Origin of the sequence: Synechococcus sp. R65.1, assembly GCF_047461755.1 — a bacterium.
In the GTDB taxonomy this organism is placed as follows: Bacteria; Cyanobacteriota; Cyanobacteriia; order Thermostichales; family Thermostichaceae; genus Thermostichus.
Genome location: NZ_JANSHU010000009.1, coordinates 27,564 through 50,424 on the forward strand (window position 1 = coordinate 27,564; position 22,861 = coordinate 50,424).

General features: G+C 61.5%; 23 protein-coding genes. 13 read left to right on the forward strand and 10 right to left on the reverse strand.

All coding sequences use genetic code 11. The annotated features are described in order from the left end of the window. Nucleotides 1–285: 285 nt before the first annotated feature. The 4 genes from NW814_RS05700 (at nt 286) to NW814_RS05715 (ending at nt 3,838) form a co-directional block, all read left to right on the forward strand. Nucleotides 286–1,335 (forward strand): tetratricopeptide repeat protein, encoded by a 1,050-nt coding sequence (locus tag NW814_RS05700; RefSeq protein WP_414405536.1) that lies wholly within the window; start codon nt 286–288, stop codon nt 1,333–1,335. Nucleotides 1,336–1,449: 114 nt separating this feature from the next. Continuing rightward, nucleotides 1,450–1,974 carry an acetolactate synthase small subunit gene (gene ilvN / locus NW814_RS05705; protein ID WP_414405579.1) on the forward strand — a complete coding sequence of 175 codons (525 nt, stop codon included), beginning with the start codon at nt 1,450–1,452 and terminating at the stop codon, nt 1,972–1,974. 30 nt (nt 1,975–2,004) lie between these two features. Next, a complete protein-coding gene (locus NW814_RS05710) occupies nt 2,005–2,601 on the forward strand; it encodes a hypothetical protein (protein ID WP_414405537.1) in 597 nt (198 codons plus the stop codon). Nucleotides 2,602–2,803: 202 nt separating this feature from the next. Beyond that, a complete protein-coding gene (locus tag NW814_RS05715; protein WP_414405580.1) occupies nt 2,804–3,838 on the forward strand; it encodes a glucokinase in 1,035 nt (344 codons plus the stop codon). Nucleotides 3,839–3,861: 23 nt separating this feature from the next. On the opposite strand, the gene NW814_RS05720 is transcribed toward NW814_RS05715, so the two are convergent. Then, nucleotides 3,862–4,431, reverse strand: coding sequence for an NUDIX hydrolase (locus tag NW814_RS05720; RefSeq protein ID WP_414405538.1), 570 nt, complete (start codon nt 4,429–4,431; stop codon nt 3,862–3,864). A 113-nt stretch (nt 4,432–4,544) separates the two neighbouring features. On the opposite strand from NW814_RS05720, the gene trpE reads away from it, so the two are divergent. Further along, entirely contained in the window at nt 4,545–6,062 is a 1,518-nt protein-coding gene (gene trpE, locus NW814_RS05725) for an anthranilate synthase component I (RefSeq protein WP_414405539.1), read from the forward strand. Nucleotides 6,063–6,070: 8 nt separating this feature from the next. Here trpE and tilS read toward each other — a convergent pair whose 3' ends face one another. The 4 genes from tilS to NW814_RS05745 all read right to left on the reverse strand — a co-directional run bounded on the left by tilS (nt 6,071) and on the right by NW814_RS05745 (nt 11,268). Next, nucleotides 6,071–7,066, reverse strand: coding sequence for a tRNA lysidine(34) synthetase TilS (gene tilS / locus NW814_RS05730; protein WP_414405540.1), 996 nt, complete (start codon nt 7,064–7,066; stop codon nt 6,071–6,073). Nucleotides 7,067–7,104: 38 nt separating this feature from the next. After that, complete coding sequence (hrcA, locus tag NW814_RS05735) at nt 7,105–8,262, reverse strand: heat-inducible transcriptional repressor HrcA (protein ID WP_414405541.1); 1,158 nt, start codon at nt 8,260–8,262, stop codon at nt 7,105–7,107. A 441-nt stretch (nt 8,263–8,703) separates the two neighbouring features. Beyond that, complete coding sequence (locus NW814_RS05740) at nt 8,704–11,031, reverse strand: endonuclease MutS2 (RefSeq protein WP_414405542.1); 2,328 nt, start codon at nt 11,029–11,031, stop codon at nt 8,704–8,706. 63 nt (nt 11,032–11,094) lie between these two features. Next, nucleotides 11,095–11,268, reverse strand: a complete 174-nt coding sequence (locus NW814_RS05745; protein ID WP_414405582.1) for a hypothetical protein — start codon at nt 11,266–11,268, stop codon at nt 11,095–11,097. 144 nt (nt 11,269–11,412) lie between these two features. Here NW814_RS05745 and NW814_RS05750 point away from each other — a divergent pair, with 144 nt between their 5' ends. The 4 genes from NW814_RS05750 (at nt 11,413) to NW814_RS05765 (ending at nt 13,169) form a co-directional block, all read left to right on the forward strand. Continuing rightward, on the forward strand, nt 11,413–11,817 hold the full coding sequence (locus NW814_RS05750) for an NIL domain-containing protein (protein WP_414393509.1): 405 nt from the start codon (nt 11,413–11,415) through the stop codon (nt 11,815–11,817). A 68-nt stretch (nt 11,818–11,885) separates the two neighbouring features. Beyond that, complete coding sequence (gene ndhL, locus NW814_RS05755) at nt 11,886–12,107, forward strand: NAD(P)H-quinone oxidoreductase subunit L (protein WP_414393511.1); 222 nt, start codon at nt 11,886–11,888, stop codon at nt 12,105–12,107. 12 nt (nt 12,108–12,119) lie between these two features. Then, nucleotides 12,120–12,455: a DUF3007 family protein gene (locus NW814_RS05760; protein ID WP_414393513.1), complete on the forward strand. Its 336-nt coding sequence runs from the start codon at nt 12,120–12,122 to the stop codon at nt 12,453–12,455. A gap of 111 nt (nt 12,456–12,566) precedes the next feature. Continuing rightward, nucleotides 12,567–13,169 (forward strand): response regulator, encoded by a 603-nt coding sequence (locus NW814_RS05765; RefSeq protein ID WP_414405543.1) that lies wholly within the window; start codon nt 12,567–12,569, stop codon nt 13,167–13,169. A gap of 59 nt (nt 13,170–13,228) precedes the next feature. On the opposite strand, the gene NW814_RS05770 is transcribed toward NW814_RS05765, so the two are convergent. From NW814_RS05770 to NW814_RS05785, 4 genes are all read right to left on the reverse strand, one after another. Further along, nucleotides 13,229–14,338, reverse strand: coding sequence for a sensor histidine kinase (locus NW814_RS05770; protein WP_414393516.1), 1,110 nt, complete (start codon nt 14,336–14,338; stop codon nt 13,229–13,231). A gap of 260 nt (nt 14,339–14,598) precedes the next feature. Next, on the reverse strand, nt 14,599–15,369 hold the full coding sequence (locus NW814_RS05775) for a DUF2993 domain-containing protein (protein WP_414405544.1): 771 nt from the start codon (nt 15,367–15,369) through the stop codon (nt 14,599–14,601). A 69-nt stretch (nt 15,370–15,438) separates the two neighbouring features. Further along, entirely contained in the window at nt 15,439–17,454 is a 2,016-nt protein-coding gene (gene bchD / locus NW814_RS05780) for a magnesium chelatase ATPase subunit D (RefSeq protein ID WP_414405545.1), read from the reverse strand. A gap of 105 nt (nt 17,455–17,559) precedes the next feature. Beyond that, complete coding sequence (locus tag NW814_RS05785; protein ID WP_414405546.1) at nt 17,560–19,002, reverse strand: gamma-aminobutyraldehyde dehydrogenase; 1,443 nt, start codon at nt 19,000–19,002, stop codon at nt 17,560–17,562. A 177-nt stretch (nt 19,003–19,179) separates the two neighbouring features. Between NW814_RS05785 and NW814_RS05790 the strand changes: the two genes are divergently transcribed. The 4 genes from NW814_RS05790 to gatB are packed head-to-tail and all read left to right on the forward strand — an operon-like array spanning nt 19,180 to nt 22,205. Next, a complete protein-coding gene (locus tag NW814_RS05790; RefSeq protein ID WP_414405547.1) occupies nt 19,180–20,160 on the forward strand; it encodes an RNA-guided endonuclease InsQ/TnpB family protein in 981 nt (326 codons plus the stop codon). A 39-nt stretch (nt 20,161–20,199) separates the two neighbouring features. Beyond that, entirely contained in the window at nt 20,200–20,394 is a 195-nt protein-coding gene (locus NW814_RS05795) for a hypothetical protein (RefSeq protein ID WP_414393524.1), read from the forward strand. After that, a complete protein-coding gene (locus NW814_RS05800; protein WP_414393525.1) occupies nt 20,391–20,675 on the forward strand; it encodes an acylphosphatase in 285 nt (94 codons plus the stop codon). The genes NW814_RS05795 and NW814_RS05800 overlap by 4 nt, the downstream gene beginning before the upstream one ends. A 57-nt stretch (nt 20,676–20,732) precedes the next feature. Next, nucleotides 20,733–22,205, forward strand: coding sequence for an Asp-tRNA(Asn)/Glu-tRNA(Gln) amidotransferase subunit GatB (gatB, locus tag NW814_RS05805; protein WP_414405581.1), 1,473 nt, complete (start codon nt 20,733–20,735; stop codon nt 22,203–22,205). Here the strand turns inward: gatB and NW814_RS05810 are convergent. Then, on the reverse strand, nt 22,202–22,795 hold the full coding sequence (locus NW814_RS05810; RefSeq protein WP_414405548.1) for a Maf family protein: 594 nt from the start codon (nt 22,793–22,795) through the stop codon (nt 22,202–22,204). The genes gatB and NW814_RS05810 overlap by 4 nt on opposite strands. Between the last annotated feature and the right edge of the window lie 66 nt (nt 22,796–22,861).

Sequence of the window (22,861 nt, forward strand, 5' to 3'; positions counted from 1 at the left end):
GCGTTGCCAACAAATCTTCTGACTTAACGTGGAGTAGCTGAGCTAGTGGGCCGGCAGCTACCTCTCTTCGGTAGGTATTTTGCCTAAGCTAAGGTTGGCATCCAGAGCAAGGGGCAACTCCCGTCAGCTCGACAGGAAGTGACGTCTGTGGAGACCCCCCTAGCCGGCTGGTAGGTGCAGAGTCTACTACCAGCTACAGGTCGTGGAAGCAGGAAGAAGGCAGAAACGCGGCAAGCAATGCCCTGCCATAATCGTTTCGCAGGTCTTTCAGGGCGGCGGAATACCATGCTCAAAGCCTACACCTCTGCTGGCCTGCGCCTTGGGGTTGCCGCTGCCTTGCTGCTGGGGAGCCTGGCCAGTTGGCACCAGGATCGCCTCTTGGCGGTGATGGGCCTGGCCAGCGCAGCGGCGATTTCTGCCTTTACTCGCCCGGCCATCTTGGCCTACAACCGCGCTCGCGAACGGTGGCTCAACCGGGATCTGCTAGGGGCCCTGCAGCAGCTTACCCTGGCGCTGCAACGGGATCCCCGTCTAGCCAACGCCTACCTCCTGCGGGGACAGATCCGCCTCGAACTGGGTCAGCTTGCCCAGGCCCTGGAAGACTTCGACCAGGCTGCCCAGTTGATCCCCCGTCGCCCAGAACCCTGTTTCTACCGCAGCCTCATTTACCAAGCGCAAGGGGATCTGCAAGGGGCAACCGCCGAGTTGACCAAGCTAGTACAGCTGCATCCCAGCCCTACTTACCATCTCCGCCTAGCTGAGCTGTACCTGCAGCAGGGATCCCTACCTTCAGCGCTGGCTCCCTTGGATGAGGCAATTGCGCGGGATCCCACCTGGGCGCTCGCCTATGCCTGCCGTGCTCAGGTGTACGGCTACCTGGGGGAGTGGGAGGCGGCTGTAGCCGACTGGTCCCAGGCCATCCGCTGGGATCCCCGCCCAGCCCATTACTACCGGCGGGGGATCGCCTACGCCTGGGCCGATCGCTACCTCGAAGCAATTGCCGACCTCAGCCGTAGCCTAGAGGCAGAGCCCGGCCAGCCCTGCGCTCTCTACCTCAGGGGCAATCTGCTCTACGAGCTGGGGGAGCTTGGGGCAGCCCTCGACGACTACGACCAGGCCTTTCGCCTAGAGGCCAGCGGCATTCCCCTTGACCTTGCCGACGAGTACGGCCTCTACGCGAGGGGACTGGCCTACCGGAATATGGGAGACCTCAAGACCGCCATTGCCAGCTGGCAAGCCGCCTTGCACCTTGGCCGCCAGCGCCACAACCGGGTTCTGCAAGAGCAGGTGCAGCGCGCTTTGCGCCAACTCCAGGATGAAGAGGGAGATCCTTAGCACGGCTGAGTTCAATTCGGCAAGGCTCGAGGATCCCTCCTGGCAGCTGTGGAATTGGGGTAGGATTTGTACAAGGCCATCGCCTACTTCCCGCCACTCTCCTCTGCGGTTGCCGTGAGACATACCCTCAGCGCTCTTGTGCAGGATCAGCCCGGCGTCTTAACCCGCATTGCCGGCATGTTTGCCCGCCGGGGCTTCAATATCGACAGCCTCACCGTTGGCCCTACTGAACGGCCTGGGATCTCCCGCATCACCATGGTGGTGCAGGGAGACGAGCACGATGTGGAGCAGCTAACCAAGCAGCTCTACAAGCTCATCGAGGTTCTGAAAGTAACGGATATTACCCACGTCCCCTGTGTAGAACGGGAGCTGATGCTGGTCAAGGTCAATGCCAGCATCGAAACTCGCTCTGCCATCATGGACGTGGCGCAGATGTTCCGGGCCCGCATTGTCGATGTGGCGGAAGAGTCTTTAACTTTGGAAGTCACCGGGGATCCGGGCAAAATGGCGGCCATCATCAAAATGTTGACTAGCTTTGGCATTCGGGAGATCGCCCGCACGGGTCTAGTGGCGCTCACCCGCGAGTCGGGAGTTAATACCGAATACCTAAAGCAGCATCCCAACGCTGCTATGGTCTAACGGACTTGGCCAAGCTGCCGGGAAGAGGAGATGCCTAGGGAGAGGGCCACGGCAAAAGCAGCAGGCAACCGTGGCAGGCGTTGTCTACTCAGCCTCCTGGCCCTTGCCTTGTTGGGGCTCCTAGCAGGCTGTGCTCCCCAGCCACCCCAGTCTGTTGTCCAACAGGCCCTGACCTACCAGATTGCTCACCTGTCGGGGCCGGTTGCCTCGCTGGTGGGCAGTGACCGCTTGGCAGCCCATCTGGAAGTGCAGGATGTTTGCATTCGCCGGGATCGCCGGGAGACGGGGCTGCGGGTAGCAACCGGGGAAAAACTAGAGATCCACCACCTCAGCGGCACCTATACTCTAAGGGTGAAGCCACCGGGATCCCGCCGCCCCTACCGCCGCAAAGGCGATCCCTTTCAGCTCACCTTGGCCCGCCAACAAGTCCAATCGGCGGGGTCTCAAGGCCTAACTGAGCGATGGCTGTTGGCCTCTAGCTCCCCCGAGGGCAAGGGGTGGGAAGTCGTCGACTTCTTGCCCCCTGGGCAAGCAGAGGCACCCTCCCCTGCGTCAGCTGCATCTCCAGCCAGTCAAACGGCGTCGCCTGCTGCCACTCCTGCCGTGCCTCAGAGGGAGCCAAACTAGGTGCCAAGGCGGGCAAAGCGTTGCCGCCACTTCAGCATGAGCCAGAGCGGCTCCCAACGCAGCCAGCCCCGGTTCCGCCAGCCAGCTCGGGGTAACCCTGGCATGGGCAAGAGACCTTCCCACCTCTGGATTCCGACGTCCATTGCCAGAGCCCTGCCGAAAATGGCAGGGTGGAATGGGCGCGCTGCTCGGAGAAGGCCCCATGGAGTTGCTGCTGGCCGGAGATGTTGGGGGCACCAAGACCAGCCTCAGTCTGGTCAAGGCCGAGGATCCCGAGCACAGCCTCTACAGCCGCCGCTACGCCAGCCAAAATTACTCCAGCCTTACCCCCCTGGTGGAGGAGTTTCTGGCCCAAGCTCGGCAGGAGCTGGGGCGGGATCCACAGCCGGCTGCTGCTTGTTTTGCCGTGGCCGGCCCAGTGGTGGAGGAGAAAAGCGGCGGACAAAGGGCCAAAATCACCAACCTGTCCTGGAGCTTGCACTCAAGCCAGTTGACGGCAGAACTGGGGATCCCGCGCCTGGCCTTGATCAACGACTTCAGCGCCGTAGGCTATGGCGTGCTAGCCCTGCACGATGCGGAGCTGGAGACTCTGCAAGCGGGGGAGCGGCAGCCGCGGGCACCCATTGGCGTCATAGGGGCGGGCACGGGGCTGGGGCAGGCTTACCTCACCTGGGGAGAGGGCGGCTACCAGGTCTATCCCAGCGAGGGAGGCCACGTGGATTTTCCCCCGCGCACTCCTCTGGAATGGGAGCTGCTGCAGTATTTGCAACAGCGATACGGGCGTGTCTCCACCGAGCGGGTGGTCTCCGGCCAGGGGATCGTAGCCATCTACCAGTTTTTGCGGGATAGTCGCCGGGCCCAGGGAGAGGAGCAAGGGTTAGCCCAGGTTGCTGCCTGGGAAGGGGGAGCTAGGGAAATTGATCCAGCCGCCCACATTGCTAATGCCGCCCTCGAGGGACGGGATCCTCTAGCTATGGAGTGTTTGCGGCTGTTCGTTAGCCTCTACGGAGCGGCTGTTGGCAATTTTGCCCTGCACCTATTGCCCCGGGGTGGGCTGTTCCTTGCCGGTGGGATTGCCCCCAAGCTCTTGCCCCTGTTGCGCCAGGGGGAGTTTCTAGCGGCGTTTTTGGACAAAGGGCGAATGCGGCCGCTGTTGGAACAGCTGTCGGTGCAGGTGGTGCTTAACGAGCAGGTGGGTTTGAGGGGGGCCGCCCGCCATGCTGCCACCTTGCTGTAGTCCTCCTCTTTCGCTGCGGGGGATTAGCTCCCAGCGGCACTGACCCCCTTTTCCGAGGCCAAAAACAGCTGAGCCCGCCAAAAGCAGGCAATGGATTTGCTGTCCAAATCGAGGCCAAAACGAGCTTTCTCTGTAAGTTCAGCCGGGGAAAACTCGACAACAGTAATGTCTTCGTCTTCATCCCTTGCCGGAGGAGAGTCCAGCACTTCCAGATCCCGCGCCAGATAGGCGTACATAATCTCGCTGGAATAGCCGGGGCAGAGATAAAACTGGCCAAGTGAATCCCAGCGGTGGGCCCGCAGACCGGTTTCTTCCTCCAGCTCGCGGCGAATGGTTTCGTCTGGATGTTCTCCCGGCTCGACCGTACCCGCTGGAAATTCATAAAGGTAGGAGGCGACGGCAAAGCGATACTGGCGAATGCAGACAAACTTGCCCTCGGCAGTCACTGGCACAGCCACCACGCCCCCGGGGTGGATGAGGTACTCCCGCTCCCCCTCTGTGCCGTTGGGAAAGCGCAGACGCTGGCTGACGAAGGTGTACTTGTGGCCCTGAAAGCGCAGGCGCTCGCGGAGGACTTGCGATGGGATTTGCATGGCCAAGATTTCCCAAGAGTAGAGCCGCTCCTAGCTTAGTGGTTTCCGGCCCTGTTGCCAGGGATCCACTGTGGGATACAGTCGGGGAAAGCAGGGATCCCACCTGGCAAGCCATGATTTACCCTCCCCTGAAAGAGTTTCTTGCCCTCACGGGTCAGGGCAACTTCATCCCGGTGTACCAGGAATGGGTGGCGGATTTGGAAACGCCTGTCTCTGCCTGGTACCGCGTCTGCGCCGGGCAGCCCTACAACTTTCTGCTGGAATCAGTGGAGGGAGGGGAACAGGTGGCCCGCTACAGCTTCCTCGGCTGCGATCCCCAGTGGGTGCTGGAGGTGCGCGGGGATCAGGCTTGGCAAATCCACCGCGATGGGCATCGGGAGCAGCATCGGGGGGATCCCTTCGCCATCTTGGCCCGCTGCCTAGAGCCCTATGAGCCGGTGCACCTGCCGGAGTTGCCCAGCAGCATTGGCGGGCTCTTTGGCTACTGGGGCTATGAGCTCATCCGCTGGATTGAGCCCAAGGTGCCCATCTATCCCCTGCAACCAGAGGACCCTCCCGACGCCATCCTGATGCAGGTGGACAGCATCCTCATCTTCGACCAGGTCAAGCGCAAGATCTGGGTGGTGGCCTTTGCCGACACGCGCCAGCAGCCGGCGGAGCAGGCCTACGCCCAAGCCTGCCAGCGGGTGGAAAAGTTGGTGCACCAGCTCAGCGCCCCCCTGGCCCTATCCCACCTCAGCCTCAACTGGAAGCCCCACCTGCCGGATCAGATCCCTCCCAGCACGCTCAGCCGCGACGCCTACTGCCAGGCCGTGGAGCGGGCCAAAGAATACATCCGCGCCGGCGAGATCTTTCAGGTTGTGCTCTCGCAGCGCTTCACCACTCCCTTTGCCGGCGATCCCTTCCGGCTTTATCGCTCCCTGCGGCTCATTAACCCCTCTCCCTACATGGCATTTCTGCAGTTTGGCGATCTTTGCCTTGTCGGCTCCAGCCCAGAGGTGATGGTCAAGCTCAGCCGCGTTGGGGAAGAGCGCCTTGCCACCGTTCGCCCCATTGCTGGCACCCGCCCTCGCGGCGCTACCCCTGCCGAAGACTGCCAGTTGGAGCAGGAGCTGTTGGCGGATCCCAAGGAGCGGGCGGAACATGTGATGCTGGTGGACTTGGCCCGCAACGACCTAGGCCGGGTCTGCCGCCTGGGATCCGTGCAGGTGGACGACCTGATGCAGATTGAGCGCTACAGCCATGTGATGCACATTGTCAGCAACGTGGTAGGGCAGTTGGATCCTCGCTACAGCGCCTGGGATCTGCTGCGGGCCACCTTTCCTGCGGGCACAGTTACCGGCGCTCCTAAGATCCGCGCCATGCAGATTATCCACGAACTGGAAGGGTGCCGCCGCGGCCCCTACGCTGGCGCCTACGGCTACTACGACTTTGCCGGCCAACTGAACACCGCCATCACCATCCGCACCCTCCTGGTTCACCGCGGCCAGGTGAGTGTGCAGGCGGGGGCGGGCATTGTGGCCGACTCGGAGCCGGAGCGGGAGTACCAAGAATGTTTGAACAAAGCGCGGGGCATGCTCATGGCTGTAGCCAGCTTGCAGGAAAGCCAGGGTGGCTCCGGGGCGCTTTAGCGCTGCTGTTAAGCGCAAGGGCGAGAAACCCAAGCCAAGTACTCTTCCTTCACCTCCAGCCAGCCACCGCCGGGGTAGTCGGGGCTGCGGCTGCGGCGACCTGCTTTGAGGAGCCGGACCCCGGCTTCCACCTGCTCAAAGGTGGGGTGATGGGGGAGCAGCAAGGACAAGAACTGAAACAGGACTTGCCGCTGCAGCGCAAGGGGAGCAGCTCGCAAGGGATCCCGCCGCAACCCCGGCAGGGCCGGCTCATACACCTGCGGCCATAGCTGGGCGGCTTGGGCCACCACCAGTTCATGTTCTGCTTGTAACAAGATGGCGGCCCGGTTCAGAGCTTTTTCCACCTGGGGATTGAGGTGCTGCTTGAGATAGGGTATCACCTCCAGGCGGAGCCGGTTGCGTCCGTGCGCCAAATCTTGATTGCTGCGATCCGGCCAGACCGGCAGCTGGTACTGCCGGCAAAACTCCTCTGTTTCCCACCGGAAAAGGCCTAGGAGAGGCCGCACCAGCCAGGCCGAGAAGGGATCCCGCTCGTCCAAACGCCGCCGCCAATCCAGGCTAGCTAGCCCAGCTGCCCCTGTGCCCCGCAGCAGGTTCCACAAGAACGTCTCCGCGCGGTCACTGGCGGTGTGTCCCGTAACCACTGCCTCGCAATTCCAGGTGCGCGCCCATTTGTCCAGCTGTTGGTAGCGCCAAACTCGGGCCCCCGCCTCATCCCAGCGGATGGGATCGGCAGTTTCAATGGCATGAGGCAGGCCCTGCTGCTGCAGCCACTCTTGCAAAAAGCAAGCACACGCCGTTTCATCCTCCGACCAGCGGTGGTTACAGTGCAGGACAAAGATCTGCCAGTTCCAGCGCCTCTGCAGATCGCGCAGGATCTGGAGCAGACAGAAAGAATCTTGCCCGCCGGAAAGGGCCACCAACAGCCGCTGGCCGGGGCGCAGCAGTTGCCGCTCGCGGATGGCACACTGAACGCGTAGGTGAAGAGGGGAGAGTCTGGCCACGGTGGGCGATTGCTCTTGGGAACTTGCACCTAGACTTCCTAGGCCAGAGCCCGCGTGAGATGGGAGGCCACCGTCTGCACCGCTGCAATGCTCCGCTCGTAGGCCATCCGCGTTGGCCCCAGCACGGTAACCGTCCCCAGCGGCGCCGAGCGACGGCGGTAGACTGAGGTGATAACCGTGCAGTGGCGCAGAGACTCCAGCGGATTCTCGCTGCCAATGTAGATGACCACGGGGATGGTGTGGAAGGGATCGCTAGAGGAGGGCGGGGCAGAAGGAGTAGCCTCGCTAGAGATCTGGCAATCTGGGGGGCTGGCAGTATAGAGCCCAATCATCCCTTGCAGTTGCTCGGATCCCGCCTCAATCAACTGGGCCACCGCTTGCACCCGTTGGGTCTGAGAAAACTCTGGCTGCCGCATCAGCTCTGTCATGCCTGCGCTAAACACAGGCCCCAAAGAGGGCCGCAGGTAGCGCTGGACCACTGAGCGCAGCAGTTGCTGCAGCCACTGGCTGTAGGCGCGAAACTCTTCGTCTAGCTTTAGCCAGCTCAGATCCTGCAGCTCGGCAAAAGTCTTGCCCCGCAGCTTGAGGGTGAGAAAGTTGCTCAGTAGCTGCAGCTCGTCTTCCAAATCCTCATAGCGGCTGTCGGGCCATGCCGGTGGGCTGACCAGGGCTGAATGGGCTTGGTAGGAATCGGTAACCACCACCACCATCACCCGTCCCGGCCCTACCGACAGCAGCTGCACGTGGTGAATGGCTACAAGGGGCCCCTGAGGGGGGGTGATGAGGGCAATGCAGCCGCTCACGTGGGCCAGAAGCTGCGCCACCCTCTGGAGGAAACTGTCGAGGTCGTCTCCCAGCTCGCGACTAACCTGATCCAACAGCCGCTGCAGCGCAGGGTGGGGCTCCGGCTGGGGAGCGTCGTCGGGGATCCCCTCCATGCCGACGGAGGTCAACAAATCGTTGACATAAACCCGATAGCCAAAGTCAGAAGGGATCCGACCGGCAGAGGTGTGGGGCTGGAACAGCAACCCCGCCTGCTCAAGGGTGGCTAAGTCGTTGCGAATGGTGGCTGTGCTTACCCCAAAGTTATACGACTGAGCCAAAGTCTTGGAGCCGACAGGTTCAGCCGTTGCAATGTAGCTGCGCACTGTCGCCCAGAGGATCTTCCGCTGGCGGGGAGTCAGTTCAAGTTTCATGGCCGCTCAAAAGAATCTGGTTAACCCGTATCTCAAAGCAGACTGCCAAGCAACCGGTAGATTCCCGTTGAGGACTGAGATACCAATCTAAATGAACCTTTAGTCTACCTAACGCTTCGTATTGGTGAATTGATAATTTTTGACTTTTTGACAATTTAATTAACCTCGCTGGGGTGGACTGCCTGGCAAGGAAAGCTGCAAAATACCGACAGAGGCGTTGGGTTCGCCCTAAGCTTTCCCCAGAGCTGCTACTTCTGGGGCAACAGGGCTTACCTTTATCCCCTTTGTAACCTTTTGTTCTGAGGTTGCTCCAGGAGCTGAGAGTTCGCCTAGCTGCTCTGAGGGTAGCCGTTTTGGGGGGCAGGGGAAGATTCCGTTGATAAGCAAAGGCCTGAGAGTATCGAGCTCCGCTAGCGGCTTGAGAGATCCGCCTGCTCCTTGCTAGCGCAACTGGGCCACGGTTACGCCGCTTCCTCCCTCCTGGGGAGCCGCCGCGGCAAAACTCTGAACGCGCGGGTGATTTTGGAGATAGGCCCGGATACCCGCCCTGAGGCGACCTGTGCCGTGGCCGTGGATGATCCAAACGGGACCAGGAGGTGCCTGGGCCAAGTGCGCTTCGAGAATAGCCTCGGCCTCAGCCACGGTTTTCCCCCTTAGATCAAGGGTGTTGTGGCTGGTGCGCAGGTTAAGGGGGGCGGTGGCTGGTGGCGGGGGAGGTGGGGCCTTGGGGCGTTGGCGCTGCTTAGCCTGGTGTTCATCGAGGGGATCCAACTGGGCCCTTGGCACGGTGAACTTGAGGAGGCCGCTGCGCACCACATACACCTCTCCTTCGACGGCAATGACCTCTCCCGTTTGTCCCAGCCCCCGCAGCCGCACCCGATCCCCCACCTCCGGCACAAACTCCGTGTCCACAGGTTGAGGTGCCGGCAAGTAGCGCTTGCGGATTTGCTCGAGATGGGCGGTTACTTGGTGAGGAGCGTCCCCCTGTTGCAGCTTGCGAATGGCGGCAGCCACTTCTTGGCGGGCAGCAGCCAGCAGAGTTTCCAGCCCCTGGCGCTGCTGGTACTCCAGTTGGGCCTCTCGCTCGGCCAGCCGCCGGCTGCGCTCTTGCATTTGGCGGTAGAGGGTCTCTAGCTCTTGGTGCAGGGATCCCACCTGGGCCGCCCGCTCTTCCAATTGAGCCCGCTGCGCTTCCAACCCAGCGATGACCTTATCCACTTGGCTTTCTCCCTGCAGACGCCGCTGGGCCCGCCGCAGGATCTCCGGATCCAACTGCAGCCGCTGGGCAATGGTCAAGGCGTTGGAGCGGCCCGGGATCCCCCACAACAGGCGATAGGTAGGGGCCAGGGTGGCCTCGTCAAACTCCACCGCGGCATTTTCAAAGCCGGGGTGCTGGTACTTGAGGGCCTTCAGCTCGCCGTAGTGGGTGGTGGCCAGAGTCAGCAGGGCCTTTTCCGAGAGATACTCCAATAGCCCAGCCGCTAGGGCAGCGCCTTCGGTGGGATCCGTGCCCGCCCCCACCTCGTCCAGCAGAACAAGGGCCGGCGCTGGACTGGATTGCAGAGCTTGCACAATGCGGCTAATCCGATGGATGTGGCCGGAAAAAGTGGAGAGGTTTTGCTCCAACGATTGCTCGTCACCGATGTCGGCATAGACCCCGTCAAACCAAGGCAGTTGGGGCGGATCTTGAGCTGGCAGGAAGATCCCTGCTTTGGCCATCAGCACCAACAGGCCCAGCGTCTTCAAGGCAACGGTTTTGCCACCGGTGTTAGGGCCAGTGATGACCACAGCACGAATAGACTCGGGGAGGGTGAAATCGATGGGCACCACTTCTAGGCCCTTGCCCTCTTGACGGGCCTGCCACCACAGCAAAGGGTGTCTAACCCGGCGCAGGCGCAATCCACCGGCAACAAACTGCGGACGGTTGCCCTCCAACCAAAGGCTATAGCGGGCGCGAGCCAGGGCTACCTCCAGCCTCACCATCACCGCTTGCAGGTGCTCCAAGTCGGCAGCCACGGCTCCCACCTGGGCCGAGAGCGCCGCCAAGATTCGCTCCTCCTCCGCCCGGAGGCGAGCCTCGGTTTCTCGCAAGCGGTTGCCCAGCTCCACCACCGCATAAGGCTCTACATAGAGGGTAGCCCCACTGGCAGAGCTGTCGTGGACAAGGCCGCGGATGAGATCCCGGTGGGTGGCCTTCACCATCACCACAAAACGTCCCTGCCGCTGGCCAATCAGGGTATCCTGCAGCGCCTGTGGGCACTGGCTCATCACCTCTTGCAGGCGTTCCTGGATCTGGCTGCGAAAAAGGCGGTGCTGACGGCGCAGGTCGGCAAGGGCTGGGCTGGCGCTATCTCTCACCTCGCCGTGCTCGTCCAGACAGCGGAAGATCTCCTGCTCCAGCTCAGGGTAGGTGCGCAGGCTGCTCACCCACTCCTGCAGGCGGGGTAGGTGCTCCTGCTCATCGATGAGGCGACGAAGGCGGCGAGCAGTTCCCAGGGTTGTGGCAATCTGGATCAGCTCTTCCCCGCTCAGGACACCCCCTCGTTCGACCCGTTCCAGGGCCGGCAGCAAGTTGTGGATCCCCTCCAGGGAAACCCCTCCCGGCTGGCTGCGATCCAGCCGTATAGCTTCCTCGGTCTGGTCAAGGTAGGCCTCGCTCTCCTCGCGGCTACGCCAGGGATCCAGCTCCAGACAGGCGCGACGGCCCAGAGGTGTAGCCGCAAAAGTGGCTAGCTGCTGACAGAGGCGGGGCCACTCCAACAGTTCCAAGGTTTCCTGGCGGAGGGAAGAGTCGGGGCAAGAAGAGACCGAAGGGATAGCCGTAGGCATTACCTAGCGATTTGAAGAATACCGAAGACGCAGTCGCTCCATCTCGCGTAAAAATTGCCGCTGGTAGTTGAGAAAAGCGGTGTGCCACTCGCGGAAGCGCCGCTCGCCATCGCGCACCAACATCTGTCGGTAGTGCTCGGAGTTGAGGCAGGGCCGGGCTGAGTCCATGGGGTTCAAAGAACGCTCTGCTCCTATTGTGGCAGGCTCCGGGGTACCTCTTGGAGCTTCCAACCGGAGAGGTTCTACCCCTGCAGGAAGAGGCCTTGCCATACTGAAAAGCGAGGCTTCCTGGCCAATGCTCAACCCACAGTCTGAGATTCCGTGCGCAAACGAGTAACGTTGATCTTCCCGCGGCACTTGGTGAATGTGCCTGTTACCTACCGCCTGGCCAAAGACTTCGACGTGGCGGCCAACATCCTGCGCGCTAGGGTCAGTCCCAATGAAGTGGGCACCCTCGTGGTGGAGCTCTCCGGAGATATCGACCAAGTGGAAGCAGGGCTGGAGTGGGTGCAGTCGCTGGGGATCGAGGTGGCTGACCAGACCAAGGAAATTCAGATTGACCCGGATTTGTGTGTAGACTGCGGCTTGTGCACGGGAGTCTGCCCTACCGAAGCCCTGAAGATTTCAGCTCCTGACTGGAAGCTAGAGTTCCGGCGCAACCGCTGCGTCATGTGCGAACAGTGCATTCCCACCTGCCCGGTTGGGGCCATTAGCGCCAGCCTGTAGGCAGCCTTGAGCTGGCGACCTCTCCCAAGAGTAGAATGGGCAGTACTAGGTTCTGGGGCAAGCTCACCATGGCTTCTACCACCTGGCTAGTTTGGGCAACTTATGGTGCTCTAGCAGCTCTTTACCTGCTGGTGCTGCCGTTTTTGTCTTTGGTGTACGTGGACAAGCGCTGGAACTGCAGCGGCGCCTGGGAAAAGGTGTTGATGTTTTTCCTGGTCTTGTTTTTCTTCCCCGGCATGGTGTTGGTAGCCCCCTTCATGACGTTTCGGCCTAAGCCGCGTTCCCTCTAGAGCCCTCGAGCTATGCGCAGACGAGATATCCTCAGCATTGGCCTGGCCCTGCTGCTGGGGGGAGGCGTTCTTTACGGTCTGTTGCTTTGGGCCGGCCTAGACACGGGAACGGCACAGCAGGTGTCGAGTGCGGCGTTTATGCTGGGGTGCCTGGGCTGGACGGTGAGTTACCTGAGGCGGGTTCTAAGCGGCGAGATGACTCTGAAGGCCCAGTGGGCCAGTTTCGAAAGGCAGCAAATTGAAGAGAAACTCCGCTCTTTCTCGCCGGAGGAGTGGCAGGCTCTACAGGCCGAACTGGAATCCGAAACCGAAGGGGAAGTTAGCTGGCCTGGGCCGGACAGGCGCTAGAGCTGCTTTCGCAAGGTAGAAGAGGGGCACGGCGCCTGTATACCCAGCTACTACTTTCTCCCTTTGGCAAGGCTATTCTGCACTGCAAGCAGGGCTAGGAAAGCAAGCTAAGTGGTACAGGTTTTGACTTCCCATTTTGCTTACGTATTCCCCCTTGCCGTGACTAAGACCGTCCTGGTAGCTCAGGGCCAGCCCTTCCAAGCGCAGCTCTGGAAGTTGGCGCTGGAGTCTCAGCAGCATAGGGTGGTGCTCATTTCGCCGCGGCCAGATCTGGCGGAAGTGGCAGCAACGCCATGCCAGCCCCTAGACTTGATGGTAGTGGATATAACAACGGGACTCTTTAACCCCTACGCCTTCTGCCGAGAGTGCCGGAGCAGGCTCCCGGCTGTCCCTGTGATCCTCACCCACCATCCTCGGCGCCCCATCGAACCTGCTGAGCGACGTTGGGCCATCTCCCAGGGAGCAGCAGAGATGATCCCAGGCTTGGCAGAGGCGGACGACATCCTCCCTTCCCTTGAGCAAGTGTACAAAGCCGCCGGCTGGCCTCTTCCCATCGATGTGCAAGCCCTCTATACCGCTCTCGAGCAGGCAGGTCTGGGGAGTGGCAAGCCCGTTTCTTCTCTGCCTGAGGCAGCAGAAGAACGCCAAGAGCAAAAGGCTGAGACCCAGCCAGCAAAGTACCGGTTGATGTATCGGGGCCGCCCTGTCGAGTAGTTGCAAGCGCTCCGCCCTGCTAACGCAAAGCGGGGGACTACCTCGGGCAGGGTTGGAGATCAGGGCAGCACCAGGGCCAGAGTCGTGCCTTGGGATCCCGTCTCCACCAGCCGCAGGTCTCCTCCGTGAGCCTCCAGGATGCGCTTGGCAATGTAGAGTCCCAGACCTCCCAAGCCAGTTGGATAGTGCTGACCGGCAATGGAAATGGTCTGGGCAATGTAGGGCTGGGCCAGATCTTCTAGGGGAGCTGGCAGGCCGGGTCCATCATCCCGCACCTGGATCTGGCGGGGGCCAACGGTCAGCACCACCGCGCGGCGGGCATAGCGCAGGGCATTGTCCACCAGATTCACCAGCGCCCGCTCCAGCTCGGCCTCATCGGCGTTGCCCCAGCCTTCTCCCTCCACGCCCAGGTCAATCCCCCGCTCTCGCGCCAGGGATCCCATGCGGTTGGCTACCCGCCGAGCCAGGGATCCGAGATCGCAGGGCCGGGGATGCAGGGCAATCTCCCCCCGCTCCAGGCGGTAGACCTCCACCATTTTTTGCACCAGCGCCAGGTTGCGTTGGTTTTCCTCCAGCATGCGATCCAGCAGGGCTAGCCGCTCCTGACGACTCAAGGGCAGCTCCTGCTTGAGGGCGCCTAGCAGATGCCCAAAGGCGATGAGAGGAGTCTTTAGATCGTGCACCAGAGTGGCGGTGAAGGCCTCTCGCTGTCTTTGATTGCTTTGAATCTGGCGCAGTAGGTGGGCAAGGGCTTGCCGCAGGATCAAAACCTCTTGAGGATCCCCTGGGCGGAGCAGCAAAGTCCAGCGGTCTGGCTGGTTAATCAAGGTTTCTAGGTGAGCTAGCTCGCGGGCCAGCAAGGTCAGGGGCCGCAAGAGCATGGAAGACAAGGCATAGCCCGCCAGCGCCGATAGCACCGCCAGCAAAGGGATCCACAGCAGCAGCAGGGCGGATCCCTCACTGCTGAGCTGCCTATCGGCCAGGATCCACGGCACCGACAGGATGAAAACCAGGTTGGGGACAAAGGAAAGGCTGGCAATGACCAGCGCCACCTGAGTGCGCAGGTTGTGGGGAAAGCGACGTCGCCAGAAGTATCTCAAGGGAGAAGGGGAGAGAGGTTTGCCTTGAATTAGGCCAGAGACGAGCAAACCGGTCAAGAGGGCTGGCAAAAGACATCCCCAAACTCCGGGAAAGCTTTCCAGGTCTCCTCAAGTTGCGCCAAGAGCTGTCTGGCTAGGCAGGCTTTTTGACCAAGCAGGGCAAGAGAACCAAAAACACCCCCGGGGTTTAAAGGCTAGAGCTTCGCGGGTCGAGGTGTGGGTTCAGAGGTCATGAAAAAACCCCTGGGTGTCTGTCCGTGTTTCGACCCCAGAGGCTTCTTCTCTTCACTCCTCACCGCCTTTGAGCGTACCCGCCCTCTGAAGGATTGTCAAGCATTTTCCCGCTGGGGTTGGCGAGTGGGAAACCGCACCAGGATGGCGCTGCCGGAGAGGATCATCTGCTGAGGCTGGAGGCACACCCGATCTACCTGCAGCTTGCTCCCTTGCAAGGCCAGTCGGTCCAAATCCAGGAGCGCATTCAGGTGGTCGACCAAAGCGCGGCTTAGGAGGCGCCCCTCTTCTGTATCGCCCTCAAAGAACGGATCGGCCAAGCAGATGCGGCGGCGCTCTATCACCTCAACGCGGGCGGAGAAGCCCACCCGAAAAACCCTGCTTTCTCCTTGCTGCACCTTGGCCCGCACTTGCAACCGCTGCTCGGGGGTGATGCACACTTCTACCTGATGAAACGACAGGGGCTGGCCTTCCTGCCCCGCCTGAGCCAGCTTGTTCAGCACAAACGGGGTGTTGAAGGATTGCGCCAGATCCGCCTCGCTCAGCACCACCCGCATCCTAGCCTGCACCGGCTGGCGCAGTCTAATCCGCCCTTGCCAGATTTGGCTGAAATCGATGGCCACGGCATTGCAAAATAGCTCCAGAAGCGAAAGCCGCAGGCCGTTGTACATCTGCAAGTTCTGGCCCACCAGCTCGAAGCTGTCGATGCGCCCTTGCAGCAATTTGGCCATCGGCTCTGCTCGCACCCGTGCCTCCAGCCGCCCGGCTTGCTTAAAAAGGGCACGAATGGCAGCGCTCACCCCTCGGCTGACCCAGTCAGTGAGCATGGAATGGGGCAGAGAGAGCTCTGGCAGGAGTCCTGTGGCCATAGGGCAAGGTGAGGAGCGCCTACAGGGATCATAGCCAAGCCATTAAGAAAAGTTACAAGCGCGGCTTCCCTAGGGAGAGCTACGTTCCTCTCGAAGGGCCGAGCGGGCTACGGCTGCAATCCTCTGGTCACTGGCCCGGGGGAGGTGGAAGTAGCGTCCGCCCGCCAGGCCCGCCAGCTCAGCGCCAAAGCCAGTTGCAGCGAAGCGGCTTTGCGAGTCGATTAAGAGCAACTTTAGCCCCAAGGCGCGGATGCGCAGGGCAATCTCCCGCAACTCTTGTTTGATGTCAACAGGCTCGCCCTCCCTCCGTCCCAGCGAGCGGCTGAGGGGGATGTTGGCCCGGCCATCGGTAAGGGCCACCAGCAGCACCTCTCCCACGTCGCCGCTGGCGCGGGCGTTCACCCCCAGGCGCACCGCTTGGGTGAGGGCATGGGCCAGGGGGGATCCCCCGCCACAGGGCAGGGATTCCAGGCGGCGGCGGGCCAGCTCAATGGAGCGGGTGGGGGGCAGCAACACTTCGGCGGTTTCCCCACGGAAGGCGATGAGGGCGACCTTGTCCCGGTTTTGGTAGGCCTCAGTCAGCAGGCGCAGGGCAGCGCCTTTGGCCGCTTGCATGCGGTTGAGGGCCATGGAGCCAGAGGCGTCCACCACGAAGATTACAAGGGCCCCGGCCTTGCGCACCAGTTTCTTGGCGCGGATGTCGCCAGGTTCCACAATAACGGTTCGCCCTGGCTGCCGCAGGCGGCGGCTTTTTTGGTGGGGAGCAGCAGCTCGCAGGGTGGCGTCGACGGCAATGCGGGGGTTGGCTCCCCGGGGCAGGATGGGCTTGACGTAGCGGCCCCGGTCGGTGCTGAACACCAGGCTGCGGGAGCCCGTTTTCCCCTGTTGGGTGAGGGACTGGGCAAAGGCCAAGAGGCGTGGGTCGAGGGCCACCTGCTCGGGATCGAAGAAAAACTCCTGCGGCAGGCTGGGGCTTTGCGGCTGGGGATCCGTCTCCTCTGGGTCGCTGTTGTCGGAGGAGCTGGGCGGGGGATCCGGCTGTTGGGATTGGGGTGGAGGGGGAGGTGGCGGATCGGGGTTATAGCGGGCCCGGGGCAGCAGCACCAGTTGCACGGCCTGTTGCAAATCCTCAGCCACCAGGCGATCCCGCCCCTCCAGAGCCGCCAGGGCGCAGGCAGCCCGCAGGGCAAACTGCTCCCCTCGATGCCCTTGGACGTTGCCGCGGAGGGCCTCTTGCACCAGGTAGTGGATCTGTTCCCGCTGCGGCTTAACCTGGGGCAGCCACTCCCGCGCCAGGAGGATGCGGGTGCGGATCTCTTCCAGTTCTGGCTGGTGCTTGGCTAAGAAGGGCTCGGGAGCATCGACAAATTGCGTTGCCCGCTGGACAATTTCCCCGCGTTCTTCCAGGCTCAGCTCCTGCCCCACCGGCACCACCAGCGCCAGGCGATCCAGCAGGTGGGGGCGCAGGGATCCCTCCTCGGGGTTGTAGGTGGCCACTAGAAGAGGCCGGCAGGGGTGCTGCAGGCTCAGCCCTTCCCGCTCCAGGCGGTTTACCCCCTCCCCTACCGCCGCCAGCAGCAGGTTGACGATGGCCTCATCCAAGAGGTGGATGTCGTCTACGTAGAGCACGCCCCGGTGGGCGGCAGCCAAGAGCCCCGGCTGAAAAACCGTTTCCCCCTGCCTTACCGAGGCCTCCACATCTACCGATCCCAGCAGCCGATCCTCCGTCACCCCCAAAGGCACCTGGACAAAGGGAGGAGCTATCACCTGGGTAGGGGGCGTCGTTCCCTGGGGGTAGCGGGTCTTGGCCCAGTCCGACCACGTCTCGGGCCGTGCCGGATCGTCGTTGCAGTAGGAGCCGGCAATGACCTCAATGGGGGGTAGGAGGGCGTGAATGCCTCGGGCCAAGACGGACTTAGCTGTGCCGCGCGGCCCCACCAGCACCACCCCTCCCAAGCTGGGATCCACCGCCGCTAACAACAGAGCCAGCTTGGCGGTTTGCTGGCCGACTACGGCAGTGAGAGGGAAAGTGCGGGGAGGGGCTAGGGTTGCGGATCCTGGGGTTGAGAAGTAGGACGTGGCCATCGACAACGGAGAACAGGGGGTGCGATACACCCAAGTCTATCGCTTGGAGGAGTTCCCCAAGGCATGGCCGACCGGCTGCCGCTAGCCTCTTCCTCGAACGAGATTTCAGCCAGTAGCAATCATCACATGCTTGGTCGCTTGATACTCTCGCACGGCCTCTGCCGAGAGATCCTTGCCAAAGCCCGACTGCTTGAAGCCGCCGTGGGGAGCCTCTGAGGCCATGGGCAGGTGGTCGTTAATCCAGACGGTGCCCGCTTCCAGCTCAGCGGCTAGTTTCAGGGCTCGTCCGATGTCCTGAGTCCACACAGAAGCCGCCAGCCCGTATAGGACGTCATTGCCCAGGCGTAGCGCTTCCTCGTCCTCGCGGAACGAGCTGAGGGTGAGGACTGGCCCAAAAACCTCGCTCTGCACAATCTCCGCTTTTTGATCGACATGGGTAATCACCGTGGGCTCGTAGAAGTATCCCCAATCCAGTAGGGAAGGGATCCTCCCGCCAGTCAGCACCTTAGCTCCCTCGGCTTTGGCCCGCTCCACGAATCCCATCACCCGCTCCCGCTGGGCTGCCGAGATCAAGGGTCCCATCTCCACTCCCGGCTCAAAGGGGGATCCCAGCTTGACGTTGCGCATGGCCTCGACAATGGCCTCTTGAAGCTGCGCCAGCTTGCTCTCGTGCACATAGACGCGGGTGGCTGCTGTGCAGTCCTGGCCGCTGTTGAAGGTGGCGGCAAAAGCAGCCTTGGCGGCCACCGTTTCCACGTCGGCATCTTCGAAAACCAAAAACGGGGCCTTGCCCCCCAGTTCCAGATGCACCCGCTTGAGGGTGTGGGCAGCCGTGCGCATCACCTGCTTGCCGGTGGCGGTGGAGCCAGTAAAGCTGACCATGCGCACCAGGGGATGCTCCACCAAGGCCTGACCCGTGGCATTGCCCCCAGTAACGATGTTAACCACGCCCGGCGGGATCCCGGCCTCGGCAATCAGTTCCGCCAGCTTCAGGGTGGTCAAGGGAGTAACAGGGGCGGGCTTGAGCACCACCGTACAGCCAGCTGCCAGCGCAGGGCCAAGTTTCCAGATGGCCATCAGCAGGGGGTAGTTCCAGGGGGTAATTTGCGCGCACACGCCCACCGGCTCTTTGCGAAAGAGCGAGGTGTAGCCCTTGGCATAGTCCCCGGCGCTGAGGCCATGGGCGTCGCGGGCGGCAGTGGCAAAGAAACGCAAGTTATCTACCGCAAAGGGCAGATCCGCCCCCAAACTGACGGCCTCGTAGGGCTTGCCAGTGTTTTCCGACTCCAGACGCGCCAGTTCGGCGGCGTGAGCTTCGAGGAGATCGGCCAGTTTCCAGAGGGCCAGGGATCGCTCGCTAGGGGTGAGTTTGGACCAACGGCCATCGGAGAAAGCGGTGTGGGCAGCCTGCACGGCCCGATCCACATCAGCAGGGCTGGCGTCCACCACTTCTGCCAATTTCTCGCCAGTGGCCGGGTTTTCGATGACTATTAGGTCTCCCCCTTGGCTGTCGACCCATTGGCCATTGATCCAGAGTTTATGGGCCATGGCCGCTTCTCAACTGCTTGCTAGAAACACTTTTTCCCATTGTGCCCAATCTTGCCCAGCTTGGGAGGCGTTGCCTCCCTCTCTGCTATCTCCTCTGATAAGGCCAGAAGGGGGTAGACAACAGCAGGCCGAAAGACTCACAATAGCTCAAACAAACTACCCAACACTTCTAGTCCCATGCTGCTGGGCTTTAAAACCCAGTTGGCCCTCAACAACAAGCAGCGAACCCTGGCAGCCCGGCATGCTGGGGTGGCTCGCCACGCCTACAACTGGGGCTTGGCTATCTGCAAGCAAGCTGTTGAGGCCAAGCAAAAACTGCCTACAGCTAAAGTGCTCCGCACCGCTGCCGCGAACGACCTACATAAGCGCTTAGTGGCAGAGGTCAAGAAAGCCAACCCTTGGTACTACGAGGTTTCTAAGTGTGCCCCACAGCAGGCTCTCCGCAACTTGGAGCAAGCTCTCAAACGCTGGCGGAGCGGGCAGGGTAGGTTTCCCCGCTTTAAGCGTAAGGGGGTGCGAGACAGCTTCTACTTGGAGGGCAGCATCCGCATTTCCGGCAACCGCATCAAGGTACCTATCCTTGGTTGGTTGCGCTGTGCGGAAATTCTCCCCACTGCCACCCCCAAGAACGTTGTAATCAGCCTGCGGGCTGGGCGGTGGTACATTTCCTTCAAGTACGAGGCCCCACTTCTGCAGGTGGAGAAGACTGGAGACGTGGTGGGGGTGGACTTGGGTGTGAACCGCCTGGCCACCTGCTCCAGCGGGGAGAGGACTCCGTCCTGCTATCGCGAACGGCGACAGCTAGAGTACAAGGCCCAACTCTACGGCTGTCAGTTGGTTGTGGCGGACAAGTTTTACCCGTCAAGCCAACTGTGTTCTCGCTGTGGGCACCGACAGAAGATACCACTACGCCAGCGAGTGTTTCGGTGTGAAAGGTGTGGTCTGGAGCTAGACCGCGACCTCAACGCTGCCCTCAACCTGGTCCAGTGGTATCTGGCTACCTGCAGCTCGCGGGGAAGTGACGCCTGTGGAGATCCCTCTGGCGGGGTGGTAGGGGTGAACTCTGCCACTAGTCATGGGTCGCAGAAGCAGGAAGAAAGCAGAGACGCGACAAACACTGCCCTATCGCAAATAGGAGTGTTTGTGAGCGTTTCGTAGGTCTTTCAGAGCGGCTTTCTGCACAGGCAAGGTTGGCCCATGTCTCCTGTGCTGTGGCAAGCCATTGGGTACGCCTGCGGGATCTCGGTGGGGATCCTGGGACTGGTTGCCCTTGTCAACTTTCTCTGGCAGCGCCTAGAGCAGCAGGCCAAAGAAGCCACAGCCCAGCCAGCCGAGCCGCCAGCAGCTCCAGAACCCCGCAGCACCTCGGAGGAGGGATCCCTGTCGACATGAGTAACACCGTTCGCGTTCACGTCTGGATCAGTGGGCAAGTGCAGGGAGTGGGGTTTCGGGCTTACACGGAGGCCATGGCTCGCAAGGCCGGTGTTGGCGGCTGGGTGCGCAATTTGCGGGATGGCCGGGTGGAGGCGGTTTTCGAGGGATCCCCGGCGGCGGTGGAGGCAATGCTGCGCTGGTGCCAGCAGGGCAGCCCTGGCTCAGTTGTAGAGGCCATCGAGCAACGGCCCGAGCTGCCGGAAGGCCTATCTACCTTCGAGATCCGCCCCACTGTCTAATCCCAGCAGCTGGCGAGATCCCACTAGAATGGGGAAACCCACTTTTCTCGTTTGGCCATGACGGTTGCCGCTCCTGCCAAAGTGCAATACGAGGCGGTGATCGGGCTGGAGGTGCACTGCCAGCTCAGCACCCGCTCCAAGATCTTCTCCAGCAGCGCAACGGCCTTCGGCGCTCCCCCGAACACCCAAATCGACCCTGTCTGCATGGGCCTGCCCGGCACCCTGCCAGTGCTCAACGAAAAGGTACTCGAGTACGCCGTCAAAGCCGCTTTGGCTTTGAATTGCACCATTGCCCCCTACAGCAAGTTTGACCGCAAGCAGTACTTCTACCCCGACTTGCCCAAGAACTACCAAATCTCTCAGTACGACCTACCCCTTGCTACCCACGGCTGGGTCGAGATCCAGCTCAGCGACGGCCGCACCAAGCGCATTGGCATCACCCGCTTGCACATCGAAGAAGATGCGGGCAAATTGGTGCATGCCGGCAGCGATCGCCTGGCGGGATCCAGCTATTCCCTAGTGGATTTCAACCGGGCGGGGGTTCCCCTCATCGAGATCGTCAGCGAGCCAGACATCCGCAGTGGCGAGGAAGCAGCGGAATACGTACAGGAGCTGCGCCGCATCCTGCGCTATGCCGGGCTGTGCGATGGCAACCTACAGGAGGGATCCCTGCGCTGCGACGTCAACATCTCGGTGCGCCCCCTGGGAAGTCAAACCTTTGGCACGAAGGTGGAAATTAAAAACATGAACTCCTTCAACGCCATCCAGCGGGCCATTGAGTACGAGTTCAACCGCCAAGTTAAGGCTTTGGAAGCGGGCGAGCCTATCGTCCAGGAGACCCGCCTCTGGGAGGAAAACAGCCAGCGCACCATCAGCATGCGCAGGAAGGAGGGATCCAGCGACTACCGCTACTTCCCCGAGCCGGATCTGCCGCCCATTCGCATTACCGAAGCGCAAAAAGCCCGCTGGCAGGCGGAGCTGCCGGAACTCCCCGCCCTGAAGCGGCGCCGCTACCAAGAAGTCTACGGCCTCTCGGTATACGACTCCCGCTACCTCACCGATGAGCGCACCACTGCCGAGTACTTTGAGGCCGTGGTTGCGGCTGGCGCTAGCCCGAAGGCGGCCGCCAACTGGATGATGAGCGATATCGCCAGCTACCTCAACACCCACAAGCTGGACTACCCCGACATTGCCCTCAAGCCGGAAACCCTAGCTGAGCTCATTGGCCTCATTGAGCAGGGGGTCATTTCCAGCAAAATTGCTAAGGAAATCCTGCCAGAGCTACTGGAAAAAGGCGGCTCAGCCCGGGCCCTAGTGGAGGCTAAGGGCCTAACCCAAATCTCCGACAGCCGCCTACTGGAGCAGCTCGTTGCCGAGGTGCTGGCGGAAAACCCCGAGCAACTGCAGCAGTATCGGGGGGGCAAAACCAAGCTCTTTGGCTACTTTGTTGGGCAGTTGATGAAAAAAACCCAAGGACGGGCCGATCCTAAGCTGGCCAACGAGCTGCTCAAGCGGCATCTAGATGGCTAGTTCCAGGCTTCGGTAAGGGAATAGCCCAACTCCTGCAGCATGCGCCGCAAGAGAGGAAGGCTTAGCCCAATTACGTTGCCTGGGCACCCTTCAATCCGCTCTACGAACAGGCTGCCACGGCCATCGATGGCAAAACAGCCGGCACAGTTCAGGGGCTCGCCGGTGGCTACGTAGGTGCGGATCTCCTCGTCGCTGGGCTTGGCAAAAAACACCCGCGTTACGGCGTAGTGGACGAGGCGGCGGTTTTGCTTCAGGTCAATCAAGGCATGGCCGGTGTAAAGTTCTCCCACCTCGCCCCGCATTTGGCGCAGGCGCCGCTCTGCCTCCAGGGCATTGGCCGGCTTACCCAGGATCTCCCCATTGAGGTAGAGGACAGAGTCCGCTCCGATAACCAAGACAGGCTCCCGCTGCTGGGCTGCCACCACTTCCGCTTTTGCCAAAGCCAGCTTCTGGACGAGCTCCACCGGATCTGAGCTCTTGATTTGGCTTTCGTCAAAGTAGCTGGGTTGAACGCGAAAAGGAATCCGGGCAGCTTCCAGCAGTTGGCGCCGGGCAGGAGATTGCGAAGCCAGGACAATGGGAGGCAACATCGATTCAAAACTCAAGCCTAGAGTTTGTAGGATCGAAGTTTGCTCTACTACTAGTTTCCCTTAGCC

Excerpts from the sequence above, each read along its gene's own strand:
- NW814_RS05700 (WP_414405536.1), top strand. The coding sequence starts at position 286 with ATGCTCAAAGCCTACACCTCTGCTGGCCTGCGCCTTGGGGTTGCCGCT.
- NW814_RS05710 (WP_414405537.1), top strand. The coding sequence starts at position 2,005 with ATGCCTAGGGAGAGGGCCACGGCAAAAGCAGCAGGCAACCGTGGCAGG.
- NW814_RS05715 (WP_414405580.1), top strand. The coding sequence starts at position 2,804 with ATGGAGTTGCTGCTGGCCGGAGATGTTGGGGGCACCAAGACCAGCCTC.
- NW814_RS05720 (WP_414405538.1), bottom strand. The coding sequence starts at position 4,431 with ATGCAAATCCCATCGCAAGTCCTCCGCGAGCGCCTGCGCTTTCAGGGC.
- trpE (WP_414405539.1), top strand. The coding sequence starts at position 4,545 with ATGATTTACCCTCCCCTGAAAGAGTTTCTTGCCCTCACGGGTCAGGGC.
- hrcA (WP_414405541.1), bottom strand. The coding sequence starts at position 8,262 with ATGAAACTTGAACTGACTCCCCGCCAGCGGAAGATCCTCTGGGCGACA.
- ndhL (WP_414393511.1), top strand. The coding sequence starts at position 11,886 with ATGGCTTCTACCACCTGGCTAGTTTGGGCAACTTATGGTGCTCTAGCA.
- NW814_RS05760 (WP_414393513.1), top strand. The coding sequence starts at position 12,120 with ATGCGCAGACGAGATATCCTCAGCATTGGCCTGGCCCTGCTGCTGGGG.
- NW814_RS05775 (WP_414405544.1), bottom strand. The coding sequence starts at position 15,369 with ATGGCCACAGGACTCCTGCCAGAGCTCTCTCTGCCCCATTCCATGCTC.
- bchD (WP_414405545.1), bottom strand. The coding sequence starts at position 17,454 with ATGGCCACGTCCTACTTCTCAACCCCAGGATCCGCAACCCTAGCCCCT.
- NW814_RS05785 (WP_414405546.1), bottom strand. The coding sequence starts at position 19,002 with ATGGCCCATAAACTCTGGATCAATGGCCAATGGGTCGACAGCCAAGGG.
- NW814_RS05790 (WP_414405547.1), top strand. The coding sequence starts at position 19,180 with ATGCTGCTGGGCTTTAAAACCCAGTTGGCCCTCAACAACAAGCAGCGA.
- NW814_RS05795 (WP_414393524.1), top strand. The coding sequence starts at position 20,200 with ATGTCTCCTGTGCTGTGGCAAGCCATTGGGTACGCCTGCGGGATCTCG.
- NW814_RS05800 (WP_414393525.1), top strand. The coding sequence starts at position 20,391 with ATGAGTAACACCGTTCGCGTTCACGTCTGGATCAGTGGGCAAGTGCAG.
- gatB (WP_414405581.1), top strand. The coding sequence starts at position 20,733 with ATGACGGTTGCCGCTCCTGCCAAAGTGCAATACGAGGCGGTGATCGGG.
- NW814_RS05810 (WP_414405548.1), bottom strand. The coding sequence starts at position 22,795 with ATGTTGCCTCCCATTGTCCTGGCTTCGCAATCTCCTGCCCGGCGCCAA.